At 40.6% G+C, this 25570-nt stretch carries 20 protein-coding genes; 15 read left to right on the top strand and 5 right to left on the bottom strand.

Translation table 11 applies throughout. The features are described 5' to 3' along the window. Window positions 1-13 precede the first annotated feature (13 nt). The 6 genes from FDF36_RS17375 (at window position 14) to FDF36_RS17400 (ending at window position 6739) form a co-directional block, all read left to right on the top strand. Entirely contained in the window at window positions 14-1570 is a 1557-nt protein-coding gene (locus FDF36_RS17375) for an SLC13 family permease (protein ID WP_220392202.1), read from the top strand. A gap of 28 nt (window positions 1571-1598) precedes the next feature. Further along, window positions 1599-2207, top strand: a complete 609-nt coding sequence (gene cysC, locus FDF36_RS17380) for an adenylyl-sulfate kinase (RefSeq protein ID WP_220392203.1) — start codon at window positions 1599-1601, stop codon at window positions 2205-2207. Window positions 2208-2234: 27 nt separating this feature from the next. Beyond that, window positions 2235-3146, top strand: a complete 912-nt coding sequence (gene cysD, locus FDF36_RS17385) for a sulfate adenylyltransferase subunit CysD (protein ID WP_220392204.1) — start codon at window positions 2235-2237, stop codon at window positions 3144-3146. Between the two features lie 11 nt (window positions 3147-3157). Beyond that, entirely contained in the window at window positions 3158-4588 is a 1431-nt protein-coding gene (gene cysN / locus FDF36_RS17390; protein ID WP_220392205.1) for a sulfate adenylyltransferase subunit CysN, read from the top strand. 66 nt (window positions 4589-4654) lie between these two features. Further along, a complete protein-coding gene (locus FDF36_RS17395; RefSeq protein ID WP_220392206.1) occupies window positions 4655-5761 on the top strand; it encodes a sulfotransferase family protein in 1107 nt (368 codons plus the stop codon). Window positions 5762-5776: 15 nt separating this feature from the next. Further along, window positions 5777-6739, top strand: a complete 963-nt coding sequence (locus tag FDF36_RS17400) for a PCMD domain-containing protein (RefSeq protein ID WP_220392207.1) — start codon at window positions 5777-5779, stop codon at window positions 6737-6739. A gap of 203 nt (window positions 6740-6942) precedes the next feature. Here FDF36_RS17400 and FDF36_RS17405 read toward each other — a convergent pair whose 3' ends face one another. Genes FDF36_RS17405 through FDF36_RS17420 form a run of 4 tightly spaced genes read right to left on the bottom strand, consistent with a single transcriptional unit; the run spans window position 6943 to window position 12101 of the window. Further along, the gene (locus FDF36_RS17405; RefSeq protein ID WP_005776459.1) at window positions 6943-8064 is read right to left on the bottom strand and encodes an OmpA family protein; all 1122 of its coding nucleotides are present in this window, start codon (window positions 8062-8064) and stop codon (window positions 6943-6945) included. A gap of 1 nt (window position 8065) precedes the next feature. After that, a complete protein-coding gene (locus tag FDF36_RS17410; protein ID WP_220392208.1) occupies window positions 8066-8881 on the bottom strand; it encodes a YjbH domain-containing protein in 816 nt (271 codons plus the stop codon). 48 nt (window positions 8882-8929) lie between these two features. Continuing rightward, window positions 8930-11146 (bottom strand): carboxypeptidase-like regulatory domain-containing protein, encoded by a 2217-nt coding sequence (locus FDF36_RS17415; RefSeq protein ID WP_220392209.1) that lies wholly within the window; start codon window positions 11144-11146, stop codon window positions 8930-8932. Between the two features lie 10 nt (window positions 11147-11156). Beyond that, window positions 11157-12101 (bottom strand): hypothetical protein, encoded by a 945-nt coding sequence (locus FDF36_RS17420; protein WP_220392210.1) that lies wholly within the window; start codon window positions 12099-12101, stop codon window positions 11157-11159. A gap of 381 nt (window positions 12102-12482) precedes the next feature. Here FDF36_RS17420 and FDF36_RS17425 point away from each other — a divergent pair, with 381 nt between their 5' ends. The 7 genes from FDF36_RS17425 to def all read left to right on the top strand — a co-directional run bounded on the left by FDF36_RS17425 (window position 12483) and on the right by def (window position 19809). After that, window positions 12483-13625 carry a site-specific integrase gene (locus tag FDF36_RS17425; RefSeq protein ID WP_220392211.1) on the top strand — a complete coding sequence of 381 codons (1143 nt, stop codon included), beginning with the start codon at window positions 12483-12485 and terminating at the stop codon, window positions 13623-13625. A 721-nt stretch (window positions 13626-14346) separates the two neighbouring features. Beyond that, window positions 14347-15594, top strand: a complete 1248-nt coding sequence (locus FDF36_RS17430) for a hypothetical protein (RefSeq protein WP_220392212.1) — start codon at window positions 14347-14349, stop codon at window positions 15592-15594. Between the two features lie 10 nt (window positions 15595-15604). After that, window positions 15605-16681, top strand: a complete 1077-nt coding sequence (locus FDF36_RS17435) for a DUF3869 domain-containing protein (RefSeq protein ID WP_220392213.1) — start codon at window positions 15605-15607, stop codon at window positions 16679-16681. A 69-nt stretch (window positions 16682-16750) separates the two neighbouring features. Further along, window positions 16751-17500, top strand: a complete 750-nt coding sequence (locus tag FDF36_RS17440; RefSeq protein ID WP_220392214.1) for a YjbH domain-containing protein — start codon at window positions 16751-16753, stop codon at window positions 17498-17500. Between the two features lie 61 nt (window positions 17501-17561). After that, window positions 17562-18680, top strand: a complete 1119-nt coding sequence (locus tag FDF36_RS17445; RefSeq protein WP_005786560.1) for an OmpA family protein — start codon at window positions 17562-17564, stop codon at window positions 18678-18680. Window positions 18681-18802: 122 nt separating this feature from the next. Continuing rightward, a complete protein-coding gene (gene ruvX, locus FDF36_RS17450) occupies window positions 18803-19219 on the top strand; it encodes a Holliday junction resolvase RuvX (protein ID WP_005786562.1) in 417 nt (138 codons plus the stop codon). Between the two features lie 35 nt (window positions 19220-19254). Next, window positions 19255-19809: a peptide deformylase gene (def, locus tag FDF36_RS17455; protein ID WP_005786565.1), complete on the top strand. Its 555-nt coding sequence runs from the start codon at window positions 19255-19257 to the stop codon at window positions 19807-19809. 133 nt (window positions 19810-19942) lie between these two features. Here the strand turns inward: def and FDF36_RS17460 are convergent, their stop codons facing one another. After that, window positions 19943-21160, bottom strand: coding sequence for a 6-bladed beta-propeller (locus FDF36_RS17460; RefSeq protein WP_220392215.1), 1218 nt, complete (start codon window positions 21158-21160; stop codon window positions 19943-19945). A gap of 309 nt (window positions 21161-21469) precedes the next feature. Between FDF36_RS17460 and FDF36_RS17465 the strand changes: the two genes are divergently transcribed. After that, window positions 21470-23518 carry a tetratricopeptide repeat protein gene (locus tag FDF36_RS17465; RefSeq protein WP_220392216.1) on the top strand — a complete coding sequence of 683 codons (2049 nt, stop codon included), beginning with the start codon at window positions 21470-21472 and terminating at the stop codon, window positions 23516-23518. Window positions 23519-23598: 80 nt separating this feature from the next. After that, window positions 23599-25539, top strand: a complete 1941-nt coding sequence (thrS, locus tag FDF36_RS17470; RefSeq protein WP_220392217.1) for a threonine--tRNA ligase — start codon at window positions 23599-23601, stop codon at window positions 25537-25539. The last annotated feature ends 31 nt before the right edge of the window (window positions 25540-25570 follow it).

Here is a 25570-nt window from a genome sequence, read left to right on the forward strand (position 1 = left end):
ATTGTTTGCGTTTATGACATTTGAAATTGCGTTTGTGTTATTATCCTTATTGGGGATGGTTATTGCTTTGATTCTGGACAAGATGCGTCCCGGCATGATACTTTTTTCAGTAGTGGTGCTGTTTCTCTGTGTGGGGATTCTGACTCCGAAGGAGATGCTCGAGGGATTCAGTAATAAGGGGATGATAACCGTAGCCCTGCTTTTTTTGGTAAGCGAGGGTATTCGTCAGTCGGGAGCATTGGGGCAGGTCATTAAAAAGTTGCTTCCTCAGAAGCGAACGACGGTATTCAGGGCACAATTGCGTTTATTACCTTCCGTTGCCTTTATTTCGGCTTTTTTGAATAATACCCCGGTTGTCGTTATTTTTGCTCCAATCATTAAACGATGGGCTCGTACGGTCCACTTACCTGCTACCAAATTCTTAATTCCTCTTTCGTATGTGACTATATTGGGAGGTATTTGTACTTTGATCGGTACGTCTACCAACTTGGTTGTGCACGGAATGATACTGGAATCCGGACATGAAGGATTTACGATGTTCGAATTGGGTAAAGTGGGGATCTTTATTGCAATTGCCGGCATCATTTATCTGTTTGCTTTTTCTAAAAAGTTGCTTCCTGATGCACGTCCCGATACGGCCGTACCTGATGAAGAGATAGAAGAAGGGGATAAACTCCACCGAGTAGAAGCGGTGCTTGGAGCCCGTTTTCCGGGTATTAATAAAACGTTGGGTGAGTTTAATTTCAAGCGTCATTATGGTGCTGAGGTCAAAGAAATTAAGAAACGCAACGGACAGCGGTTCGTCAATAACCTGGAAGAGGTTGTTTTGCGTGAAGGTGATACATTGGTAGTAATGGCAGATGATACATTTATTCCTACTTGGGGAGAATCTTCCGTGTTTGTGCTATTGGCCAACGGCAATGATAACGAACCTGTACCGGGAAAAGGGAAACGCTGGTTTGCATTGATTCTGTTGATTCTGATGATAGCAGGTGCTACTGTCGGAGAACTTCCAATAGTGAAGGAAATGTTTCCGGACATGAAACTGGATATGTTTTTCTTTGTTTCCGTTACTACTATTATCATGGCCTGGACTAAAATCTTCCCGGCACGTAAGTACACTAAATATATTTCGTGGGATATTTTGATTACGATCGCTTGTGCTTTTGCCATCAGTAAAGCAATGGTGAACTCGGGAGTGGCTGATAAGGTGGCAGAGTTTATAATTGGCATGAGCGATGATTACGGTCCCCATGTATTGCTGGCAGTTTTATTTATTATTACCAATCTGTTTACGGAACTGATTACAAACAATGCGGCTGCTGCATTGGCTTTTCCGTTGGCTTTGTCGCTTTCAACCCAGTTGGGAGTCGATCCGATGCCGTTTTTTGTGGTCATTTGTATGGCTGCATCGGCCAGTTTCTCTACACCGATTGGTTATCAGACTAACCTGATCGTACAAGGTATCGGTAACTATAAGTTTATGGATTTTGTCCGTATCGGATTACCTTTAAATCTTATAACATTCCTGATTTCTATTTTCCTGATTCCTTTAATCTGGCCGTTTTAATGACTGAAACAACATCTAACATATTATAATGGAAGAAAATAATAACATATATCCAATATTCGACCGGATGCTGACCCGGCAGGATAAAGAAGGACTCCTGAGGCAGCATGGCGTGATGATTTGGTTTACCGGTCTGAGCGGATCGGGCAAAAGTACGATTGCAATTGCTTTGGAACGCGAATTGCATAAACGTGGATTGTTGTGCCGTATCCTGGATGGAGATAACATCCGTACAGGTATCAACAATAATCTGGGTTTTTCCGAAACTGACCGGGTAGAAAACATACGCCGTATCGCCGAGGTTTCGAAACTTTTTATTGATACAGGCATTATTACAATTGCTGCTTTCATCAGCCCCAACAACGATATCCGTGAGATGGCTGCCTGCATTGTCGGACCGGATGACTTTCTGGAAATATTTGTCAGCACTCCGCTCGCCGAATGTGAAAAGCGGGACGTAAAGGGATTGTATGCCAAAGCGCGTCGGGGAGAAATAAAAAACTTTACCGGGATATCTGCCCCTTTCGAAGCTCCCGAACATCCGGCTTTGTCACTTGACACTTCCGTACTGTCACTTGAGGAATCTGTCAATCGATTGCTGGAAATTGTGTTGCCTCGGGTAAGCAGACATGAATAAAATATAGATGAAGAAATAATCATAACAATGAAAGAAGAATATAAGTTAAGCCACTTGAAAGAACTCGAAGCCGAGTCCATCCATATCATCCGCGAAGTGGCGGCGGAGTTTGAGAATCCGGTCATGCTGTATAGCATCGGGAAGGATTCTTCGGTTATGGTACGCCTTGCCGAAAAAGCTTTCTATCCGGGCAAGGTGCCGTTTCCTTTAATGCACATCGATTCTAAATGGAAATTTAAGGAAATGATTCAGTTCCGTGATGAATATGCTAAAAAGTATGGTTGGAATCTGATTGTGGAAAGTAATATGGAAGCTTTTCATGCGGGAGTAGGACCGTTTACACATGGAAGTAAGGTACATACCGACCTGATGAAAACACAAGCTTTGTTGCGTGCATTCGATAAATATAAATTTGATGCCGCATTTGGCGGTGCCCGTCGTGATGAAGAAAAATCACGTGCCAAAGAGCGCATATTCTCTTTTCGTGATAAGTTTCATCAATGGGATCCCAAAAACCAGCGTCCCGAATTGTGGGATATCTACAATGCCCGTGTACATAAGGGTGAAAGTATACGCGTGTTCCCGTTGAGTAACTGGACTGAGCTGGATATCTGGCAATACATTCGCTTGGAGAATATTCCGATTGTACCATTGTATTATGCCAAGGAGCGTCCTGTGGTGCAGATGGACGGAAATCTGATTATGGCTGATGATGAGCGTCTACCAGAGAAATATCGTGATCAGATCGAGATGAAAATGGTACGTTTCCGTACGTTGGGGTGCTGGCCGTTGACAGGTGCTGTCGAGAGCGAAGCCGACACCATTGAGAAGATTGTGGAAGAGATGATGACTACTACCAAGAGCGAACGTACGACCCGCGTTATCGACTTCGACCAGGAAGGTAGCATGGAACAGAAGAAACGCGAAGGATATTTTTAAATATTACAACTATGGCAGATAAATTAGATATAAAAGCATTTCTGGATAAAGACGAACAGAAAGATTTGCTGCGTCTGTTGACGGCAGGTTCGGTAGACGACGGAAAGTCTACATTGATCGGGCGTTTGCTGTTCGATAGCAAGAAATTGTATGAAGATCAGCTCGATGCGCTGGAACGCGATAGTAAACGGTTGGGTAATGCAGGAGAGCACATTGATTACGCTCTGTTGCTGGATGGTTTGAAAGCAGAGCGTGAACAGGGCATTACGATTGATGTAGCTTATCGCTACTTTTCTACCAATAACCGTAAATTTATCATTGCTGATACTCCGGGGCACGAACAGTATACCCGTAATATGATAACTGGTGGTTCTACGGCCAATCTGGCTATTATTCTGGTAGATGCCCGCATGGGAGTGATCACTCAGACAAGACGTCATACATTTCTGGTATCTCTGTTGGGAATCAAGCATGTAGTGTTGGCTGTCAACAAGATGGACCTGGTAGATTTTTCGGAAGAGCGCTTTAATGAGATTGTAGCAGAGTATAAGAAATTTGTAGCTCCCTTGGGGATTCCCGACGTGACTTGTATCCCACTGTCCGCACTCGATGGGGACAATGTGGTGGATAAGTCGGAAAGAACTCCGTGGTATGAAGGACTTTCATTGCTCGATTTTCTGGAAACAGTCCATATCGACAGCGATAATAACTTTAGTGATTTCCGCTTTCCGATACAGTATGTACTTCGTCCGAACCTTGACTTCAGGGGATTCTGTGGTAAGGTGGCATCTGGCATCATACGCAAGGGAGACAAAGTAATGGCTTTGCCTTCTGGTAAGGTATCTCATGTGAAGAGTATCGTTACTTTTGATGGTGAACAGGAGTATGCTTTTCCTCCACAGTCGGTTACACTGACACTTGAAGATGAAATAGATGTATCGAGAGGAGAAATGTTGGTTCATCCGGACAACCTGCCTATTGTAGACCGTAATTTTGAAGCGATGTTGGTGTGGATGGATGAAGAACCGATGGATGTCAATAAATCGTTCTTTATCAAACAGACAACGAACGTTAGCCGTACCCGTATTGATAGCATTAAGTATAAAGTGGATGTCAATACGATGGAACATTCATCTGTTCCTTTCCTTTCTTTGAACGAAATAGCACGTGTGGTGTTTACTACTGCCAAAGAGTTGTTCTTTGATCCGTATCAGAAGAATAAATCGTGTGGCTCGTTCATCCTGATTGATCCGATTACCAATAATACCAGTGCTGTGGGGATGATTATTGATCGGGTTGAAAGGAAAGACATGAATGCTTCTGACGATCTTCCGGTTCTGAACCTGCCAAAACTGGGCATAACGACTGAGCATTATGAAGCGATTGAAAAGGCTGTGAAATCGCTGAGTGAACAAGGGTTCGAAGTCAGAATAGAAAAGTAAATAATGATTCGATGTGCCGACAGGCTGGTTACGGTCTGTTGACACATTAACAACTAACACATTATTATGGGATTACTTGAATTTAATAAACTTCCGATAAATACTCTGGTAGGTGCAGACTGGCAAACATTTAATGCTATTACGGGAGGAAGGGAGGTCGACGCGCCCTATAAAGGTAAATATCGTCTGACAAAGGCTGTTTGCCGTTTACTGTCTACATTGGCTCCTCTTCAGGATAAACGTTATGAGAAGATACTGGCAGATAAACCATTAGAGCATGATCCGGTTTTTATTCTTGGTCACTGGCGTAGTGGAACTACTTTTGTACACAATGTTTTTTCATGTGATACACATTTCGGCTATAACACGACTTATCAAACCGTATTTCCACATTTAATGATGTGGGGCCAGCCGTTCTTCAAGAAAAATATGAGTTGGCTCATGCCGGATAAGCGTCCGACGGATAATATGGAACTGGCCGTCGATTTACCGCAGGAAGAAGAGTTCGCACTTGCCAATATGATGCCTTATACCTACTATAATTTCTGGTTCCTACCCAAATACCAGCAAGAATATGCTGATAAATATTTGCTTTTTGATGATATCAGCGAAGCTGAACTGAAGGTTTTTGAGGAGACATTTACCAAGTTGATCAAGATTTCTTTATGGAATACGCAAGGTACCCAGTTTCTCAGTAAGAATCCCCCTCATACAGGACGGGTGAAGGAGCTGGTAAAAATGTTCCCCAATGCGAAGTTTGTTTATCTGATGCGCAATCCGTATACAGTCTTTGAATCTACACGGAGTTTCTTTACCAATACGATTCAGCCATTGAAATTACAGGATATTACTCCAGCCGAGTTGGAGGACAATATTCTTTCCATTTATGCTAAATTGTACCATAAATATGAAGCTGATAAGCAGTTCATTCCCAAGGGAAACCTGATGGAAGTGAAATTTGAGGATTTTGAGGCAGACGCTATGGGAATGACTGAGAATATTTACCATGCTTTGGATATTCCCGGATTCTCCGAAGCACGTGGTGCAATAGAAAAGTATGTGGGAGGTAAAAAAGGATATAAGAAAAACAAATATAAGTATGATGACCGTACTGTTCAGCTGGTGCAGGATCATTGGGATTTTGCACTGAAGCAATGGGATTATAGTTTATAAAAGAAAGGAGGAAAAATGATTCAGAAGACATATCGCTTATGGGTGGCAGGTCTGGTAACTTTGTGTTCTGCTTCTGCTGTGGCGCAGCAGAAGGTGGAGATATTTCCTTTTGGGAATATGGATCAGTGGGTGACACGTGAGATAAAAGAATCGGGTATTATTGGCGGAAATACCAAGAAAGTATATGCCATTGGACCTACCGAAACCATCGTAGGTGCGAAACCTTATACGAATAAAGGAGGGTCTCCATGGGCTACTTCTAACGTTATGGCACGTGTGTCAGGGATTACGAAGACCAATACTTCGGTGTTTCCTGAAGCAAGAGGAGATGGTTTTTGTGCACGTCTGGATACCCGTATGGAGAGTGTGAAAGTGCTCGGAATTGTAGATATTACAGTTCTGGCGGCAGGATCTATGTTTCTCGGGACAGTACATGAACCGATTAAAAGCACTAAGAATCCCAATAAAATGTTACAGATGGGAGTGCCGTTTACCGAACGTCCGTCAGCTATCCAGTTTGACTATAAAGTGAAAATGTCCGATCGTGAAAACCGCATACGGGCGACGGGATTCAGTAAGATAACAGACGTACCGGGCAAGGATTTCCCTGCTGTTATTTTGTTGTTGCAGAAACGTTGGGAAGATGCCAAAGGGAATGTATATGCCAAACGTATCGGGACAATGGTGAACTATTATTATCATTCGACTGATTGGAAAAATGGTGCTACCTATAATATTATGTATGGTGATATCACCAATAATCCGGCGTATAAGGCTCATATGATGCGTCTTCAGGCTTCTGAGTATTTTACGGTGAACAGTAAGGGGGAGAGTGTTCCAATCCATGAAGTGGCATGGGGAGAAGCTGACGATGTACCGACACATATGGTACTTCAGTTTACGTCCAGTCATGGTGGTGCATATATCGGATCGCCCGGAAACTCGCTCTATATTGACAATGTGAAGTTAGTATATTAGGACTCTGTCAGACGAAAAGGATAAGCGAAGATGTGTTCATGAATAATGGACACATCTTTTTTTGTTAGTTTACATTGGAAGAAAATATTCCGGAGCGGGGAGTCATGACTTGACAAGGCAAGAAAAAAGGTACGTCTCAGCGACGTACCTTTTCAAAGTATAGAGCAATTTGTTTCCCGCTCTATTAGGAAATCGAAACCCTATTATTCTAAAATTACAACACGGTTCAGGAAGTTCTTGCCAAACATGTTGGCAGTTCCGCCGAAACCGATGAGTTCCAGTTGATCTTTGCTTACGCCTTCTTTGATAAGAGCGTCATATACAGCTTGGGCACGTGCTTCAGATAGTTTCTGGTTCCACTTGGCACTACCGGTAGCTTCATCTGCATAGCCTGCCACTTTGTATTTCTTATCCGGATTAGCCTTCAGGATCTTAGCTGCCAATTGGATGTTAACCATGCCGTAGTCATCGATTTTAGATTTGCCAATCTGGAAGAAAACAGCACGAGGACCGGCTACTTCAACTTCTTTCACAACTTCTTTTGTTACAGGTTTCACGTTAGCCAGTGCGTTCTTAGCATCAGCCAAGTCAGACTGAGCTTTTGACAATTCACTTCTGTAACGATTCAACTCTTCGTTAATAGCACTTTGGTCTACCTGGGCACCACAAGATACGAATCTCTTACCTCCGAATGTGTAAGTAACACCTGCTGTCAGAGAAACAGCGCCATCCGTATGGGCAGAGCTATAGCGTCCGAATACGGAAGGGGAAACTTCTCCTCTTGCCTCTACATTAATGTCCAGATATTTGTTGATGTTGAATTGTCCCATCAGACCAACAGAACCATTAATCAGTGCATCCAGTTTATCCTGGTTACCATAAGCCTTGGCAAACGTAAGTCCCGGACCGGCAAACACTGATACGGTGAACAAACGGTCGGGGTTGTAGCCTCCGATGGCATTTGACAAATTGAACAATCCGTCGGCACGCAAGGTGAAGTACTTTTTATTCTTCATTTTGTTATATTCTCCTTCCGGCATGCCGTATTCGGAGTATAATGTGCTCCAGCATCCGGCTACCTGACCGCGGATACCCCAGATAGGGTTGAACAGTTTACCGACTGATGCATGGATCAGCGGAGTTATGGCATGTCCGAAGCCATAATCAAAGTTGTCAGGGTTTACACATCCCTGTGCTCCCACACCCACACTGATAAAGATATTATCTTTAGCTTTCTCGCTATAATAATGCTCTTTAGTCTGGGCTGAGGCGGAGATGGCTGCGCCTGTCAACAGTAAAGACAATATTGCTATTCTACTTTTCATGTTATTTCATTTTTTGTTTTAACTCTTTGTTTCGTTTTTGCTTTTTTATTCCATCTTTGCCGGATAAGCGGAATTGGAATGTTAATCCTCCCGTGAAGTATTTCATTCTTTGTAACTCTACTTGTGCGTACAGATGGTTGAAAAGCAAATAGGTAGCACCTAACGCAAAATCCTTCGAATCATATTCGGCAATCAGTCTCAGTTGCGGATGGAAAGACGGATTATAAGTGATACCTGCCGCTATTCCATTCAGTTTATATTCTATCCTTTTGTTATAGAGATAGGAGAGGTGTACTCCCACATTCTCTGTTCCCAGTTGGATATGTTTGGTTACTGCAATGTAGAAACGGCTGAAATATCCGTTACCTTCGGTCGGAGCGACGACACCGTCACCGGAAGAGGTAAAAGGATCAGAAGTTCCCAGCACTACAGCGGGCATGTATTTCCAGAATTGTCCTTCTTTCAGTGCACGTAGCCTAAGAGAAAAATACCGGTCTTGATTCGTAAAACCTGAGTAACCATAAGGTTTCAATCCAAGAGCCTCCGCCTTGAACAAGGTGCAAGTATATGCCACTTCCATCCAGGGCAGAATGGTTACATTCAGATAGTAATTATACGTATGGTAGTACCATGTCGGAGGAGTTATCTCCTTGTTTAAAAAGTTGGCACCCAGCATTACCGTTTTGTCTTTTTGCATTTCTGCCGAAGGTGCATGCAGCAATCCTGTTGTACCATAACTCAATTGAGCCGAAAGCATAAAGGGTATAGCTATAAATAGCGACACGATATAGATCCGTTTTAAATTTATTGTATACATTCTCTATGCTTTCGATTCAAATTTCAATTACTACATTTATTTTTCCGGTTATTCAGAAATGATAATACCGCCACCGGCATTCAAATCGTTACCGTGACCATGACCGTGACCATGTCCAATAGCTTCTACAGTATTCACAACTACTGAAGACACCTTGCTGATTGTTACTTCAGCTGTTTTCTTTTCGATAGCCTTAGTTGCTTTGTTATAGATAGCGAACGGTAGTGAATAAGTAGTCTGGATTTCGTTTCTTGTTACCTTAAATCCAAGCAACTGAGTATATGCAGGAACTTCGATGGTTTCAGTGAATTTCTTAGCAGTGAATTCTGCACCCGGAACAACATTTGCGTTGTCGTCTTTGATAGCTTCTTCCAGAGCGCTGGCAATCATCTTGATAGTAGTTGATGTCAGAGTAGAGTGGGCTTTCTTAACGATTTCTTCTACAGAAGCACCGCCTACGCACTTGATGCCACCTTTCCAGTTGATTTCAATCTGAACTTTGGCAGTTTCGCCTTCAGTATAGCATGCTTTATCGAATGACATTATATCCAATGCAGCTTCTGCTGTAGCTTTGCTGGTAGCTTCTTCAAAACCGAATTTGAACTTAGAGAAGTGGTGAACGTTACCAACGAATGCGCCATTCTGGAAGGTGGCGTAGTTTTCTTCAGCTTCCCAAACATTCGTTTTTTCGTTGAAGTAAAGAGTAGCCAGTGCAACTTCAGGAGTTTCTCCCTGTGCTACGACAACAGTAGGTGTAAATTTCACTTCCATCGGAGTCACGAAGATTGTTCCTGTCGGAGTACCTTCGTATTCGCGGATAGCAGCTCCTTCTTTACCTTCGTCAGTACGGCTGATGTTCAGAGTGCTTGCTACACCACTGGTGAAGATCACTACCGTGTTAGCAGGAAGAACGATTTCGTCGATAACAGTTTCTTCTGTATCCTTGTTCGTATCAATCACTTTAGATTCCAGTTTGAAGGTAGTTTCTTTTTCAATCGGGAGAACAGCAATCTTGTCAACTTCAGTCAAAGTTCCGTTAGCGATGTATTTCTCCATAGTGTTAACCACTTGTTCTGCCTGAGCCGGAGTGATTTTGATTTCAGAACCGGCAGCTTCCAATACCTTATTGATTGATTCTTCTACAGCGGTTTTGGATGGTACTTTCTGACCTTCTTCTTTCTCAGGGACAGCTTCAACAGCATTTTCTGTCGGAAGTTCAATATCTACATTTCCACCGATGAATACATTATCGTCATCAGCCGGTTTTTCAGTATCCGGTTTTAGAATCAGCGTAACATTAACAGTTGTATTAGAAACCTGGCCATTGTCTACCGGTGCAATGAATGCAGTATAAACATAAAGCTTATAACTGTTGTGACGGATCGTTACACTTGCTTTAGTCAAGCCTTTCACTTTGTCTGCCGGAATTTCGAATCTGTAGAAACCATTAGAAGCAGTAGTTACAGTTTCATAACCTGTCATGCTCAGTGTCACTTCGGCTTTAGTTACCATACCACCATCCTGGTTGTAAACGTTTCCAGACAGATAGTATTTCGGAGCAACCTCTACTTCTTTCTTCTGCATAGCAATAGTTACCGGAGTTGTTACAGTGTAAACGCCTTCACCTTCTGGACCTGCTACTTCGCTGATAACAACACTTGCAGAAGTTGGTTTGTATCCGTCAGCTGTAATGTATACAGTGTGCTGGCCTAAGCTTACGTTTGACATTGTGAACTTGTTACCATCAATAGTAGCTGTAAGTACACCCGGGATCGTTGCTGTCTGGATAGTAACGGCATCACCGCTTTCAGCATCGAATACAGAACCTTCGATCTGGTACTCTACATCCTTTGTCGGTTTAGTTTCACTACCTTTTTCCATCTTAGCGTCGATTGTGTAAGCTACGATAGAACCATTCTCTTGCTTTGTAACAAATACAGAGCTTGTCACTGTCATGTAGCCGCTTTTTGCAAAAGTTACTACGTTGGTTTCTCCTACTTTAGCTTCCAAAGCATACTTACCATCTGCGGCGGTGGTCATTGACTTTGAGTTTGTGACATTGGTTACTGTGACGCCTTCCATTACAGCATTGCTTTCAGCATCTGTAACAATACCTGCAACTTGATACGTTGTTGCTGTAGGCTCGGTCACTTTAGGTACATCAATCTCATCTTTTTCGTAGCAACTTGCGAACATACCGCACATTGCTAACAGGGTTAACGCTAACTTAGCGCTACTACCGAAAAGTTTACTTTTCATGTTCATCTCAATAAAATTAAAAATTTAATAACTCAGATTTTACAAAATATGGATTAAAACTATTGTTCTTCATTATGTTATCATCGGGTGTCGGCCGATAGGTTTTATAGTAATATTGTTCATTTCCCGCATTATAGGACATTCCCATATTGTTGGAGGGGGTCATCCGGGGAATATATCCTTTACGTTTATATCGGTAAGGAGGCAAGGCTATCTGGAAGCGGAAGCCTCCATTGGCTTTCACATTCTTGGCTTTCATGGCATAAAAGCCGATAGAGGCATAACGAAAATGTCGGATTGCTTCTATCCTGACCGCCTTTTCTTGCAGTAGATATTGCTCTACTCTTGCATTTAGTTCTACATTATAGCGAGGCCAATAAAAACTTCCTCCCAATGACCATATTGTACGCATCTTTGTACCGTAGTGCATGGTGAAACCTTCCCAATATCCGGTTCCGGTATATCCGATACGTCCTTCTACACTGAAACGCTCGTCGTTGAAATGATGAATCAGATTAAAATCAATGCCATATCGGCTATTATTAAAATTACCTACGTTCAGTGTTGCCCATAAATTATAAGGTAAACGGACCGTCTGTGATAGTCCGAGGAAACCCGGATGCACTTTATTGTATCTACTGGTATATCCGTCATTGTATACTGGGATTACCATTTGAGCGGTGAACTTCATCCCTTTCCATAACGAGACTTCTATCGCAGGTGATAAATTGAAAAGTACCTGATAGATTTGCGTTATTACCAGATTTTTTAGTGATAATTCCGGATATATTGTGATATCTACTTTATACAAAGAGCTATTCTTTCTTTTATTCCTTTTTACTTTGTTCCAGCTATTCCCAAGGTTGTAGCTGATTTTCCAGTCTTGTTTGCTAATATCTATGATACTGTCTTTTTTAGATGGCTGATAATAAAGAGAAATCTGAGGAACGTTGTTATTCAAAACGATAATTCGACATGGCTTATTTTCTGGTAATCGATATATGGGTTTGTACCATATGGTTTTGCTTGTTGTTTGATTGTAAATTATTGATATGTAATGATATATGCAATAATTTGTTTTGCATAGTTTATTATGATTCTAATTGATCCTTATTTTCTTGAAGTATATATGTTACCGAACTGCTACTTTAATTAAGACTCATAAAGAATCTTTGTGAAATTTGTAATGTATTAAAAAACAGAACTTTAATTGGGCTGCATAGGCGGATATTGTCTAATCATTTTTCTTTAGAAATCTTTTTTCTGAGACTTTTGTTACCTGTTTGTTACTTATAACGAAATAATGTCTATATTTATAACTAATTACATGCAAGCAAATAATATGAAAAAAGAAGTAAGGATTAAAGAACCAGTTAGAATTAGGACCAAATGCCTGTCGAATGGTTGTGAATCTATATATTTAGATATTTATATAGATGGAAAGAGACGATACGAGTTTTTAAAATTATATATAATACCCGAGTATACACGGGAAGATAAAGATTTGAATCAGAGCACCATGAAGCTTGCCAATGCGGTGAAAGCCCAAAGAATTGTGGAATTGCAGAATGGAATATATGGCTTTAACCATCAAAAGGAGAAAAGAGATATAACGCTGATAGATTATATAAAGTGTTTGGCAGACAGGGATATAGAAAAGACTTCAAGGAAAGTATCTATGTATACTTTGATATATCATCTCCAGCGTTATGATAAATTAGGTATAAAGCTTAGGCAGATAGATAAAAAGTATATACTTGGTTTTACTGAGTATTTAAAAACTGCAACTCAGGAACATTGTAAAAGTATAAAGTATATAAGTGCCAATACTCAAGTATATTATTATAAAGTTTTTCATTATTGCCTTAATAGCGCTGTAATTGACGAAATTATAACTTCTAATCCGATGGATAAGATAAAAAAAGAAGAAAAACCGAAACGTAAAAGGACCGAAAGAGCTTTTTTGACTATCAATGAAGTTAAAACATTATCGCAAACGGATTTTCATAATAAGATCTTGAAGAAAGCTTTTCTGTTTAGTTGTTTTTGTGGGTTGAGACATAGTGATATAGTGGCACTTACATGGGGGAACCTGAAAAAAAATAAGATGGGGAAAATAGAACTACACATGATACAACAAAAAACTCAAGAAATCCTTTCGCTTCCTTTGAGTAATGAAGCTTTAAAACAACTCCCGGATCGTGGAAAGGCTCTGGATACAGAGAAAGTATTCAAAGAACTGATCAGTTTAGGAAGGACTAATGAAATATTGCCGAGATGGGCTGCTAGGGCCGGCATTCAAAAGCATATCACATTTCATTCGGCACGCCATACTCATGCCACAATGATGATTACCCTTGGTGCTGATCTTTATACTGTGTCCAAACTCTTGGGACATACCAACATTCAAACAACTCAGATATATGCCAAGATAGTGGATGAAAGCAAAGAGAAAGCTATTGATCTGATTCCGGATATTACCTAAAAGGATGATAAATGGTTTGGGTATGTAGTTGCGAAAAAGTGAATCTCAATCTTATGCCCGAATGTCGTGGAATAACAATAAACAACTAATAAAACATAAGCTATTGACAAACAGTGACATTAAATACTAATATCTTGCGTTTACAAAGTTAACTTTAACACAGTGTTAAAGTTAACTTTGTAAACGCAAGATATTAACTTCGTAAATACATAAAGTTAACTTTGTGAATCTTAGAATCTAATTGGCTGTTTTGTAGTTAACATTGTTAATTCAATCACTTTATATAGTTAGGTTTATATTAATATATGAATACATTATTATATATTGTGATCTTTCTTATGCATTTCTGCCTTAGTTATTAATAATTGTACATTTGGTTAGATTAGCTACTACTTGATTTTACTCGGATTTAGTAAATTTGTAATATAGCGGTATTCTATTCGAAATTTGGCATTAATATATATTTCTATTTTATTTTATCATTTCTTCGTCCATATAACTTGTTATATCAGTGATTCTAAAATATGCGATGGATATTATTTAAGATTATAAATAGTTTTTTGGGTCTATTTTTAAGTATGTAAGATTCTGAATGAAAAAAAACTGATACAAATCTGCGAAAAAACATGTAAAACTCTTTGGTGTTATTAAAATTGTGTCTATTTTTGCACCATATTTTGCATCTATATTTTTTAGGGTGCATAAGTTTTAAAACAAACAAATGAATCACAAAAGCCCTTACATGAGGAAAAACATAACAATTGACGCTACTTTGCTCAGAATTTTACTCATATCATTCTGTTTACTTCCCTTGAAAGGTGTATGTCAAACAGGAGAGGCTACTGTTGATGCACTGGTGAAAATGGGATTTGAGAACGTAGGGTGGACAGAAGACAATGAAGAGCGGGTTTTTGTGATACAGAATTCAGCCTATCGTCTTGAAGGAGTCGGAATAGGTAAAGCTGTTGATTTGATTCAAGAAATGGGTTTACCAGAAAATAAGCCATGTAGGTTAATAGTTTTGGACAATAATATACCTCAGATATCTCTCTATTATCAACCAATAAAGGGAGATAGTATTGCTGAAGCCAGTCGGGCTGACTGGAATGTGAGTTATGACTTAGGAGAAGGATGGAGGCAGGCAAGACGTATTAAGAAGCAAAACAGTTCTTTGTTTAAGGTAGATATAGTGGTATATCCGGAATTATTATTCAGAAACTATATTTTGTCTAAGGTCTATGAAATTGTGGTTAATGTCTCTCCTGCCATAGAGGTTTCTTTGTGGAAGGGAATGAAACTGACCGGACAAGTGATTTTCCCTATCTATAATGATTATGGTCAAAGGTATAAGCAGATCCGTCCCGGATTTGTAACTTTGTCACAGACAGTACGTTTGCCTCAACGTACATTTCTGACTGCCTCAGTCGGTTTTTTTAACAAGTTTCGCTGGGGAGGTGATTTAAAAGCAAAACACTTCTTTAAAGACGAGCGCTTCTCGGTGGATGCGCGTATTGGGTATACCGGAAGAGGGTATTTTGAAGATTGGGCCTTTTATCATGGTACCAAATGGACTCTGACCGGTTCTATCGGAGCAAATTTCTATTGGCCGAAATACAATACACAGTTTAGTTTAAAAGGAGAGCGATATTTGGAGGAAGAATATGGAGTCCGTTTTGATATGGTTCGCCATTTTCGCTACGCCTCTATTGGCTTTTATGGAATGAAAGTGCAACATGCAGGTAATAAAGGACTGAATGGAGGTTTTTTGTTTCAGATAGCTTTGCCTCCATACAAATATAAGAGAAAGGGGTATATCCCAAGAGTAATGCCTAATAATTTCGGATTCCAATATAATGCAGGCAATGAGCGCATATATGGTAAGGGGTATAACTCGCAGGCAAGTGATAATGTAATGAATGATAATAGTTTTAATCCATATTTTGTAAAATCAGAATTATTAAATTTTTAATTTTATTGAGATGAAAATGAAAAGTAAATTTTTCGGTAATGGCGCTAAGTTAGCGTTAGCCGTTTTGGCAGTTTGCGGTACACTGTTTACAAGCTGCTACGAGAAAGCAGAAGTTGATGAAGCAACAAAACCAGCCCCTGCAAAGTATTATATTGCCGGTACTATTACTGACGCAACTACAGGTCAGGTTTTGACTACTGCTAAGGTTACATTGGGTGGCGAATCTGTTACTAGCTCTTTTAACAAGCAAGTTGATTACAAGGCAGAAGGTTATGCTTTAGTCGTTTCAGCAGACGGATACTATTCCGTTACAAGACAAGTTTATCTGAATCAGGTAAGTGATGGTCAGACAAGTGTTGCTACTGTTAATGTTGCATTGGTTTCAGTTGAAGCCGCAGTTATTCCTCCGGTAGTTCCTCCGACAGATCCTGAGACTGATATCAATGAAGGAGAAGCAACTAAGGTTGCGGATAAGGCGGTAGAGGTAGCTAAACCTTCTGAATCAACTGTAACCGATATGCTTGCTGGTACTACAGCTACACCCGAAGAGAAAAAAGCATTGGATGAGACTCTTGAAATGGCAGGCGAAATGAAAGTTGGTGAAACTACTCCTGAAGTTCTTGCTGATGGTTCTATTCTTGCTATTACTCCGGTGAAATTTACGAATCCTATTCAGGATGCTCCGGCTATGGTTCCTTATTTCTATAATGAAGGTTGTGAATTAACAGGTGATGTAAAAGAAGTTGCTGCTCCTGTAACAAGAGCTGATGGTGCTGTTTCTGCTGATATTCAGAAAGCATTCTTATCAAACGCTGCTAAGGCTCTGAACATGAATGCAGGGTTTGTTCAGAAGATCGGTTATACTCGGATTAGTGTATTGAATGGTTATAGCATCTTGGGTTATACTATTAAAGGACAATTGGTTTCTAAGAAACTGACATTCCTGATCTCTGGCAAATATTATGAAGGTATCGTTTCTTATCAGAAGGGCGTAATGATCTATCCTAACTATTACAGCCACGATTCTCATGATTCTCATGATTCTCACGGCTTCAACCCGAATGCCGGTGGTGGATCTAACGACTAATCAGAGGTAAAAGTAATTGTTGAGAATTAAAAAGTACGAGTTGAACCGAAAGTATAGAATTTGCAGGTAATGATGAAAAAGATACTTCTTATGGGCTTGTTCCTTTGCTGTCATTTGGCACTTTCGGCTCAGTTGACGTACGGAACTACCGGTCTGCTTCATGCCCCGTCAGCAGAGATGCAACGGGATAAGACGGTAATGATCGGTGGAAATTTTTTAAATAAGGAGATAACTCCTCCTACATGGGATTACCATACGTATAATTACTTTTTGAACGTAACTATCTTTCCTTGGCTGGAAATAGCTTATACATGTACGTTGTTTCAGTCGCAGACGATAGGGATTGATTGGAAGGTCGGAAAGAAGAAGTTTACGAATCAGGACAGGTATTTTTCTGCCCGTTTGCGAGTTTTGAAAGAAGGACAATTGTGGAAGTACATGCCGGCTGTTGTAGTGGGAACTTCTGATCCTTATACCGAGTCAGGCGATGGGCAAGTAGGTTCTGCCGATGGTAATGGCTATTTTTGCCGTTTTTATGTCGCAGCCACCAAGCATATCCCGGTTGGAAAGGAGAAGATAGGTGTACATCTGTCATATCTGTACAACCGAAGAGTGGATTACCGCTTGAATGGATTAGCCGGAGGGCTCACTTATGCTCCATCTTTTGCTCCTGATTTGACAGTAATCGCAGAATATGATGCAAAGGACTTCGCGTTTGGTGCTACCTATTTGCTTTTCAACCATTTGCATGCGCAGGTAGAATTGCAAAGAATGAAGTATTTTACCGGCGGACTTACTTATAAAATCTATTTGAAGTAAGCGGGTGGGTCGGAGCAAATAAGAAACTAAAAGAGTTGAAAATATTTAAAAACAAAAAACAATGAAAAGTAAATTAGTAATATTATCTTTATTGTTGGCCGGTGCTACTGCAGCTACTGCTCAGACTAAAGAGACGTTCTACAGCGAAAGCTTCAAGGACAATATCTTTGTGAGTGTAGGTGTTGGCGCTCAGGGTTGTGTAAACCCGGACAACTTTGATTATGGCTTTGGTAAAGCCATAACTCCGCTGATCAATGTGTCAGTTGGTAAACTGTTCAATCCGGTTTGGGGTATCCGTGGTCAGGTGGCCGGTGCATGGACTACCTTGTATTCTAACTATGGACAGCCTGCCGATACTTATATTAAGAGCAAGAATAAACATTACTTCACTATGCGTGCAGACGGTATGTTTAACTTGTCCAATGCTATTGGCGGTTACAATCCGGATCGTTTGTTCACCGTTTCTGTTTTTGCAGGTCCCGGTTTGACATTTGCCAAAGCTTATGGCGATCAGGATAAAGTAAATGCATTGATTAACGGTTCTGTTGGTTTGGCCGGACAGTTCAATATCAACAAATACTTGGACATCAACATTGAAGCAAGAGGGGAAGTTTCTCCGTCTCCGTTTGGTAATATCAGCTCTGCTCATACCGACGGTGCTGTTTCTCTGACTGCCGGTGTGACTTACACTTTCGGTGGCAAGAGATTTGTTTCTTGTGGCTCTCAGGTAGATCAGAACGCTATCAATGAAGAGTTGAACCGTTACAGAAGTGAGTTGGCTAAAGCTCAGTCTGACCTGGCTGATGCTAAGAACGCACTGGCTAACGTGAAACCTGTAACCAAAGAAGTGGTGAAGGAAATCGAAGTAGCCGGACCTCGCGCTATCTTCTTCCAGATTGGTAAATCTAAGATCGATGACTATGGTATGGTTAACATCCAGTTAGCTGCCAAGATCTTGAAGGCTAATCCGGATAAGAAATACAAGGTGGCAGGTTATGCAGATAAGGCTACCGGTAGCGCTAAGTGGAACCAGAAACTGTCTGAAGCTCGTGCACAGGCTGTTTACGATGCACTTATCAAAGAAGGTGTAAGCAAGGATCAGCTTGAACTCGTCGGCTTCGGTGGTACTGCCAATATGTTTGGCAAGAACTTCCTGAACCGCGTTGTGATTCTGGAATAATACAACTTTATAAGGACGATAGTCCGATAAATTTTAGAAAGGGTATCCCGTTGTTCGGATACCCTTTTTGTTGCTTAAATAGGCGATAATCCAAATTTTAATCGTATTTTTGCAATCCAAATATGAGTAGAATAGTAGCAATAGATTACGGACGGAAACGTACAGGGATAGCTGTGAGTGATACGATGCAGATCATCGCTAACGGTTTGACAACCGTGCCTACACACGAGCTTCTGGATTTCATTACTAATTATGTCAAACAGGAATCAGTGGAACGTATTATTATAGGTCTGCCCAAGCAGATGAATAATGAGGTCTCTGAGAATATGAAGAATATAGAACCTTTTGTGCGTTCGTTAAAAAAACGTTTGCCCGATATGCCTGTGGAATATGTAGATGAACGTTTCACTTCTGTCCTCGCACATCGTACGATGCTTGAAGCCGGGCTGAAGAAAAAAGACAGGCAAAACAAGGCATTGGTTGATGAAATTAGTGCAACTATTATTTTGCAATCTTATTTGGAAACTAAGCGTTTGTAAAAAGAGAGAATAATTAAAAAGAATAATTTTAAGATATGATTTTACCTATTTATGTATATGGTCAACCGGTTCTCAGACAGGTAGCGGAAGATATAACTGTGGACTATCCGAATCTGAAGGAACTGATTGAAAATATGTTTGAAACGATGGATCATGCTGACGGGGTAGGACTTGCCGCTCCTCAGATTGGCTTGCCTATTCGTGTCGTTGTTATTAATCTGGATGTGCTTTCTGAGGATTATCCCGAATATAAAGATTTTCGCAAGGCTTATATAAATGCCCATATTGATGTGGTAGAGGGTGAGGAAGTATCTATGGAGGAAGGTTGTCTTAGTTTGCCGGGTATCCACGAGTCTGTAAAAAGAGGTAGCAAGATACACGTAAGATATATGGATGAGAATTTTGTAGAGCATAATGAAGTGGTGGAAGGATTTCTGGCGCGGGTTATGCAACATGAGTTTGATCATTTGGATGGAAAAATGTTCATAGACCATATCTCTCCTTTGCGTAAGCAAATGATAAAAGGAAAATTGAACACGATGCTGAAAGGGAAGGCACGTAGCTCCTATAAGATGAAGCAGGTGAAGTGATATACCTGAGATTTTGGAATAAAAAGCAATGGGTAAAGTTGATCATATAAATCAATTTTACCCATTACTTTTTTAGGGCTGTATCTCAAATATCCTGTAACGGCTATTTGATGTTTTTCTTAAAAGAACTCGGTTATGGTTGCTTTAAATATACCAGCATCATTACCGGATTATCGTCTTCCTTTAAGCCTTTCAACTGTTCGATTTGAAGGATGGAAGGCGTTTCTTCCGCTTTTTCTAAGAGTTCAGGAGCTTCCCATACATATAACAATGTATGGCTGTCAAGTGCCGTTATCGGGCGTAATGGTAAACCAGGAGTTAAGTCATTTTTTATATGGCCCGTGGCTACTTTGAAACAGTTTTTGGCTTTTTTGTCGTAAATAGCCATTTGTCTTTCTCGCGCTTTCTCTCCTGCCCAATTAGAATAAGGCATGAATATGTAGGAGTCAGTCTCTATGGTATTGTACTGTATGTAGGGAGCGGCCATTTCCTGAAAACGCTTTCCGTTTCCATCCAGATATTCAAACCTGCATTCCATCGGTAATGAGTATTTGCCCATCTGGAATATATATCGGGGTTCTAAAGCTTCTGGAGTGACAGTGAATAGAGTGTCGTTATAATATTCTTTATAACAGGTATGGTTTTCGTAATGGAACATATAACGATCTATATCACTACTGATCATCCAGCGATATTGGCTGTTTAGCTCAAATAGGTCCCAACGATTGAAGATTTGCAACGTATCACCTTTCAGGTTGGAAAGGTAAATACGTTCTTTTCGTCTTCCGTTATTATTGCGCATGAATGTTGCGGCAATTGTATCCTGAACACGTAACATCGCAAACTCACTAACTTCTATATTAGGAACTTTCATTGCACGGATGAATTTACCTGTTTCCATAGAGTAGATATTGATTTTTCCTGTAGTTGTTAGCATGTAGACCAATCCTTTTTCTTCATCCACGTCAATCTGCATGATCCAGTTAAATTCACCCGGTCCACCGCCTTTGCGGCCCAGTGTCCGTATGAATTTACCATCTTTTGTGTACTGAAATAATTTATCGAGCCATGGTAGGAAGAAATACTCCTTTGTCTGGATGATATTGGTTCCCTTTAACCCTCTTATCAGGCATTTATTGTTTGTCTCCAGCGGGATATACCGTATTGAATCGGCTATTTCACTCAGTAGTATTTCCCGTTCTGTTTCGATACCTGTTTCGAAAGGTACGATTTGAGGGAATTCTGGCTCTGTAATTTGGACCGTTGCCTCGGACGACTGGTCACTGTTCTTCTTTCCGCCGCAAGAAAGCAGTAGGAAAGGTAGTAGTAAAAGAAGTGATTTTTGTTTCATGTTGATACTATTTTGTGTATAAAAGAGTCCCTGTTTGCAATATTGTACAGGTGTCTTTCTTTCTGTATTTTTAATTTTCGGGTAATCCGTTTCATATATTGATTTATAGGCATATTACAAATCTACGAAATAATCGTAAATTAATAATGAATGTGAGGTTAATAGGTGTTAAGAAGGTGTATAGACTACTGAATATCTGCATGGAGGGGTCCTATAAAATAATCAAAAAATATAAAAAGTTGTCCGTTATCCCTGTTTAATAGATGAAAAGCATTACTTTTGCTCTACTTAAAAAGTATTCAGAAGCCGATGATTAAAAAGATATTAGCAGCATTATTGTTGTTTCCTACATTTATATATGCTCAGATAAACACAGACAGGGTAATGATGATTGCCCGAAACGCGTTATACTTTGAGGACTATGTCCTTTCCATTCAGTATTTTAATCAAGTGATCAATGCAAAACCCTACCTGTATGAACCCTATTTTTTCAGAGGGCTTGCCAAGATCAACCTGGATGATTATCAGGGAGCTGAAGATGACTGTGATGCGGCCATTGACAGGAATCCTTTTGTAGTGGGTGCTTATCAGATTCGTGGGCTCGCAAGGATTAAACAGAACAAGTACGATGGGGCTATTGAAGATTATAAGAAAGCACTTCATTTTGACCCTGAAAATATTACGCTTTGGCATAATCTGACTTTATGCCATATACAGAAAGAAGACTATAAGGCTGCTGAAGATGATTTGGGTAAATTACTGGCAGTTGCTCCCAAATATACAAGAGCCTATCTGATGAGAGGAGAGGTGGCTTTGAAGCAGCAGGATACGTTACGTGCCCTGAATGACTTTAATACAGCCATTGAGATGGATAAATATGATCCTGATGCCTGGGCTTCCCGGGCCATCGTCAGGTTGCAGCAAGGGAAGTATGCCGAGGCTGAATCGGACTTAAATCATGCAACGCATTTGAATGCCAGAAATGCGGGGAATTATATTAATCGTGCTTTAGCCCGTTTCCATCAGAATAACCTGCGGGGAGCCATGAGTGATTATGATCTGGCGCTTGATATTGATCCGAATAACTTTATCGGACATTATAATCGTGGCTTGCTTCGGGCACAGGTAGGAGACGACAACCGGGCTATTGAAGATTTTGATTTTGTGTTGCAAATAGAGCCGGATAACATGATGGCTACGTTTAACCGGGGATTACTTCGTGCACAAACGGGGGATTACCGGGGAGCTATTAAGGATTATACCACCGTGATTGATATGTATCCGAACTTTTTGGCCGGATATTATCAGCGTGCAGAGGCAAGGAGAAAGATCGGCGACCGTAAAGGTGCTGAAATGGACGAGTTTAAAGTAATGAAAGCGCAATTTGACAAGCAAAATGGAGTAAATAATAGCGATAAAACGGTGGCTGATAATAAAAAAGGCAATAAGAAAGAGGAGAGCAAAACTCGTAAGAAGTCCGATAAGGATATGAATAATTATCGGAAAATCGTCATCGCAGATAATTCTGAGGTAGAGCAGAAATATAAGAGTGATATTCGGGGTAGAGTACAAGATCGTAATGTTAATATCAAGATGGAACCGATGTACGCTCTTACCTATTACGAAAAGATGAGTGATGTGAAACGGACTGTGCATTATTATAAATACATTGATGATTTGAATCGTGCCGGTATCTTACCAAAACGTCTGTATATCACTAATATGGAGTCACCACTTACCGAAGAACAGGTTAAGTTCCATTTTGCGCTGATCGATACACATACGTCGGCTATTGTTGAGAATCCTCAGGATGCGCGGATACGATTCTCACGTGCGCTTGATTTCTATTTGGTACAGGACTTTGCCAGTTCCATTGAGGACTTGACTCAGGCCATTTTGCTGGATGATAATTTCTTCCCTGCTTATTTTATGCGTTCTTTGGTGCGTTGTAAACAACTGGAATATCAAAAGGCGGAAGAAGCTAATGCCGCTTCGGCAACGCCTGCTACGCTGTCGGGCATATCCGCTCCACCAAAGTCAGAAATCAGTGCCTTGGACTATGATATCGTGAAAAGTGACTTGGATCATGTGATCTCTTTAGCCCCTGATTTTGTTTATGCGTATTATAACCGTGCCAATGTATTGGCCATGTTGAAAGATTATCGTGCGGCAATTGCGGACTATGACAAAGCTATCGAACTGAATAAAGAGTTTGCAGAGGCTTATTTTAATCGTGGATTGACACATATTTTCTTGGGTAACAATAAGAATGGAATAGCTGACTTAAGTAAAGCAGGTGAGTTGGGCATTGTTTCGGCCTATAATATTCTGAAACGATTTACAGAAGTGCCGGAATAACATTTTTTAGATAAAAAATAGTAAACTCAAAAAGAAATCCTTATTTTTGCGTGCAATAACGAAAAATATAACATAACATTATGATAAAAATAACATTTCCTGATGGCTCTGTTCGTGAGTATAACGAAGGGGTAAACGGACTGCAAATTGCAGAAAGTATCAGTTCGCGTCTGGCGCAAGATGTACTGGCGTGTGGAGTGAACGGTGAGATTTATGATTTAGGACGTCCCATCAATGAAGATGCTTCGGTAGTACTTTATAAGTGGGAAGATGAGCAAGGTAAACATGCTTTCTGGCATACAAGTGCACACTTGCTGGCTGAAGCCTTGCAAGAACTGTATCCGGGCATTCAGTTCGGTATAGGTCCGGCAATTGAAAACGGTTTCTACTATGATGTTGATCCGGGAGAGGCTGTCATCAAAGAGGCTGATCTGCCTGCTATTGAAGCGAAGATGGCTGAGTTGGCTGCAAAGAAAGAGGCTGTCGTGCGTCGGGATATTGCAAAAGGCGATGCTTTAAAGATGTTTGGCGACCGTGGAGAAACATATAAATGTGAGCTGATTTCCGAATTGGAAGACGGACATATAACTACATATACACAAGGTGATTTTACGGATCTTTGCCGTGGTCCTCACTTGATGACAACTGCTCCTATTAAGGCGATAAAGCTGACTTCTGTGGCAGGCGCTTACTGGCGTGGCCATGAAGATCGTAAGATGCTGACACGTATATATGGTATCACTTTCCCGAAAAAGAAGATGCTGGATGAGTATCTGGCTTTAATGGAAGAAGCTAAAAAACGCGACCATCGCAAAATTGGTAAGGAGATGCAGTTGTTCATGTTCTCTGATACGGTGGGTAAGGGATTGCCTATGTGGTTGCCGAAAGGTACTGCTTTGCGTTTGCGCTTACAGGACTTCTTGCGCCGTATACAGACCCGTTACGATTATCAGGAAGTGATTACTCCGCCTATTGGCAACAAGTTATTGTATGTAACTTCGGGGCACTATGCAAAATATGGTAAAGATGCATTCCAGCCCATTCATACACCGGAAGAGGGTGAAGAGTACTTCCTGAAACCGATGAACTGTCCTCATCATTGTGAAATTTATAAGAATTTCCCGCGTTCGTATAAAGATTTGCCTTTGCGTATTGCTGAATTTGGTACTGTTTGCCGTTATGAACAGAGCGGTGAACTTCATGGATTAACTCGAGTACGTAGTTTTACGCAGGATGATGCACATATTTTCTGTCGTCCGGATCAGGTGAAGGGAGAGTTCCTTCGTGTGATGGACATTATTTCAATTGTGTTCCGTTCTATGGATTTCACTAACTTCGAAGCACAGATTTCTTTGCGCGATAAAGTGAACCGTGAAAAATACATTGGTAGTGATGATAACTGGGAAAAGGCTGAACAAGCTATCATTGAGGCCTGCGAAGAAAAGGGGCTGAAAGCGAAGATTGAATATGGTGAAGCAGCTTTCTATGGTCCTAAATTGGACTTTATGGTGAAAGATGCCATTGGTCGCCGTTGGCAGTTGGGAACTATTCAAGTGGACTATAACCTGCCGGAACGCTTCGAACTGGAATATATGGGATCGGATAATCAGAAGCATCGTCCGGTAATGATTCACCGTGCTCCGTTTGGATCTATGGAACGCTTTGTCGCTGTATTGATTGAGCATACTGCCGGTAAATTCCCGCTATGGCTGACTCCGGAACAAGTAGTTATTCTTCCGATTAGTGAGAAGTTCAATGAATATGCAGAGAAAGTGAAAACTTATCTGAAGATGAAAGAAATTCGTGCTATTGTAGATGATCGCAATGAAAAAATCGGGCGTAAAATACGTGACAATGAGATGAAACGCATTCCGTATATGCTGATTGTCGGTGAGAAAGAAGCCGAAAATGGGGAAGTTTCTGTTCGTCGACAAGGCGAAGGCGACAAGGGAAGCATGAAATTTGAAGAATTTGGTGAAATTTTGAACGAAGAAGTTCAGAATATGATAAATAAATGGTAACTTTGCGCCCAATTGTAAAAGCACAGCATTT

The organism is Bacteroides fragilis (assembly GCF_019583405.1).
Classification (GTDB): Bacteria; Bacteroidota; Bacteroidia; order Bacteroidales; family Bacteroidaceae; genus Bacteroides; species Bacteroides fragilis_B.

Coding starts and splice junctions, on each gene's coding strand:
- FDF36_RS17440 (WP_220392214.1), top strand. CDS start 16,751: ATGATGAAAAAGATACTTCTTATGGGCTTGTTCCTTTGCTGTCATTTG.
- FDF36_RS17465 (WP_220392216.1), top strand. CDS start 21,470: ATGATTAAAAAGATATTAGCAGCATTATTGTTGTTTCCTACATTTATA.
- thrS (WP_220392217.1), top strand. CDS start 23,599: ATGATAAAAATAACATTTCCTGATGGCTCTGTTCGTGAGTATAACGAA.
- FDF36_RS17430 (WP_220392212.1), top strand. CDS start 14,347: ATGAATCACAAAAGCCCTTACATGAGGAAAAACATAACAATTGACGCT.
- cysC (WP_220392203.1), top strand. CDS start 1,599: ATGGAAGAAAATAATAACATATATCCAATATTCGACCGGATGCTGACC.
- FDF36_RS17445 (WP_005786560.1), top strand. CDS start 17,562: ATGAAAAGTAAATTAGTAATATTATCTTTATTGTTGGCCGGTGCTACT.
- FDF36_RS17415 (WP_220392209.1), bottom strand. CDS start 11,146: ATGAACATGAAAAGTAAACTTTTCGGTAGTAGCGCTAAGTTAGCGTTA.
- FDF36_RS17425 (WP_220392211.1), top strand. CDS start 12,483: ATGAAAAAAGAAGTAAGGATTAAAGAACCAGTTAGAATTAGGACCAAA.
- ruvX (WP_005786562.1), top strand. CDS start 18,803: ATGAGTAGAATAGTAGCAATAGATTACGGACGGAAACGTACAGGGATA.
- cysN (WP_220392205.1), top strand. CDS start 3,158: ATGGCAGATAAATTAGATATAAAAGCATTTCTGGATAAAGACGAACAG.
- FDF36_RS17460 (WP_220392215.1), bottom strand. CDS start 21,160: ATGAAACAAAAATCACTTCTTTTACTACTACCTTTCCTACTGCTTTCT.
- FDF36_RS17410 (WP_220392208.1), bottom strand. CDS start 8,881: ATGTATACAATAAATTTAAAACGGATCTATATCGTGTCGCTATTTATA.
- FDF36_RS17435 (WP_220392213.1), top strand. CDS start 15,605: ATGAAAATGAAAAGTAAATTTTTCGGTAATGGCGCTAAGTTAGCGTTA.
- def (WP_005786565.1), top strand. CDS start 19,255: ATGATTTTACCTATTTATGTATATGGTCAACCGGTTCTCAGACAGGTA.
- FDF36_RS17395 (WP_220392206.1), top strand. CDS start 4,655: ATGGGATTACTTGAATTTAATAAACTTCCGATAAATACTCTGGTAGGT.
- FDF36_RS17405 (WP_005776459.1), bottom strand. CDS start 8,064: ATGAAAAGTAGAATAGCAATATTGTCTTTACTGTTGACAGGCGCAGCC.
- FDF36_RS17375 (WP_220392202.1), top strand. CDS start 14: ATGACATTTGAAATTGCGTTTGTGTTATTATCCTTATTGGGGATGGTT.
- cysD (WP_220392204.1), top strand. CDS start 2,235: ATGAAAGAAGAATATAAGTTAAGCCACTTGAAAGAACTCGAAGCCGAG.
- FDF36_RS17400 (WP_220392207.1), top strand. CDS start 5,777: ATGATTCAGAAGACATATCGCTTATGGGTGGCAGGTCTGGTAACTTTG.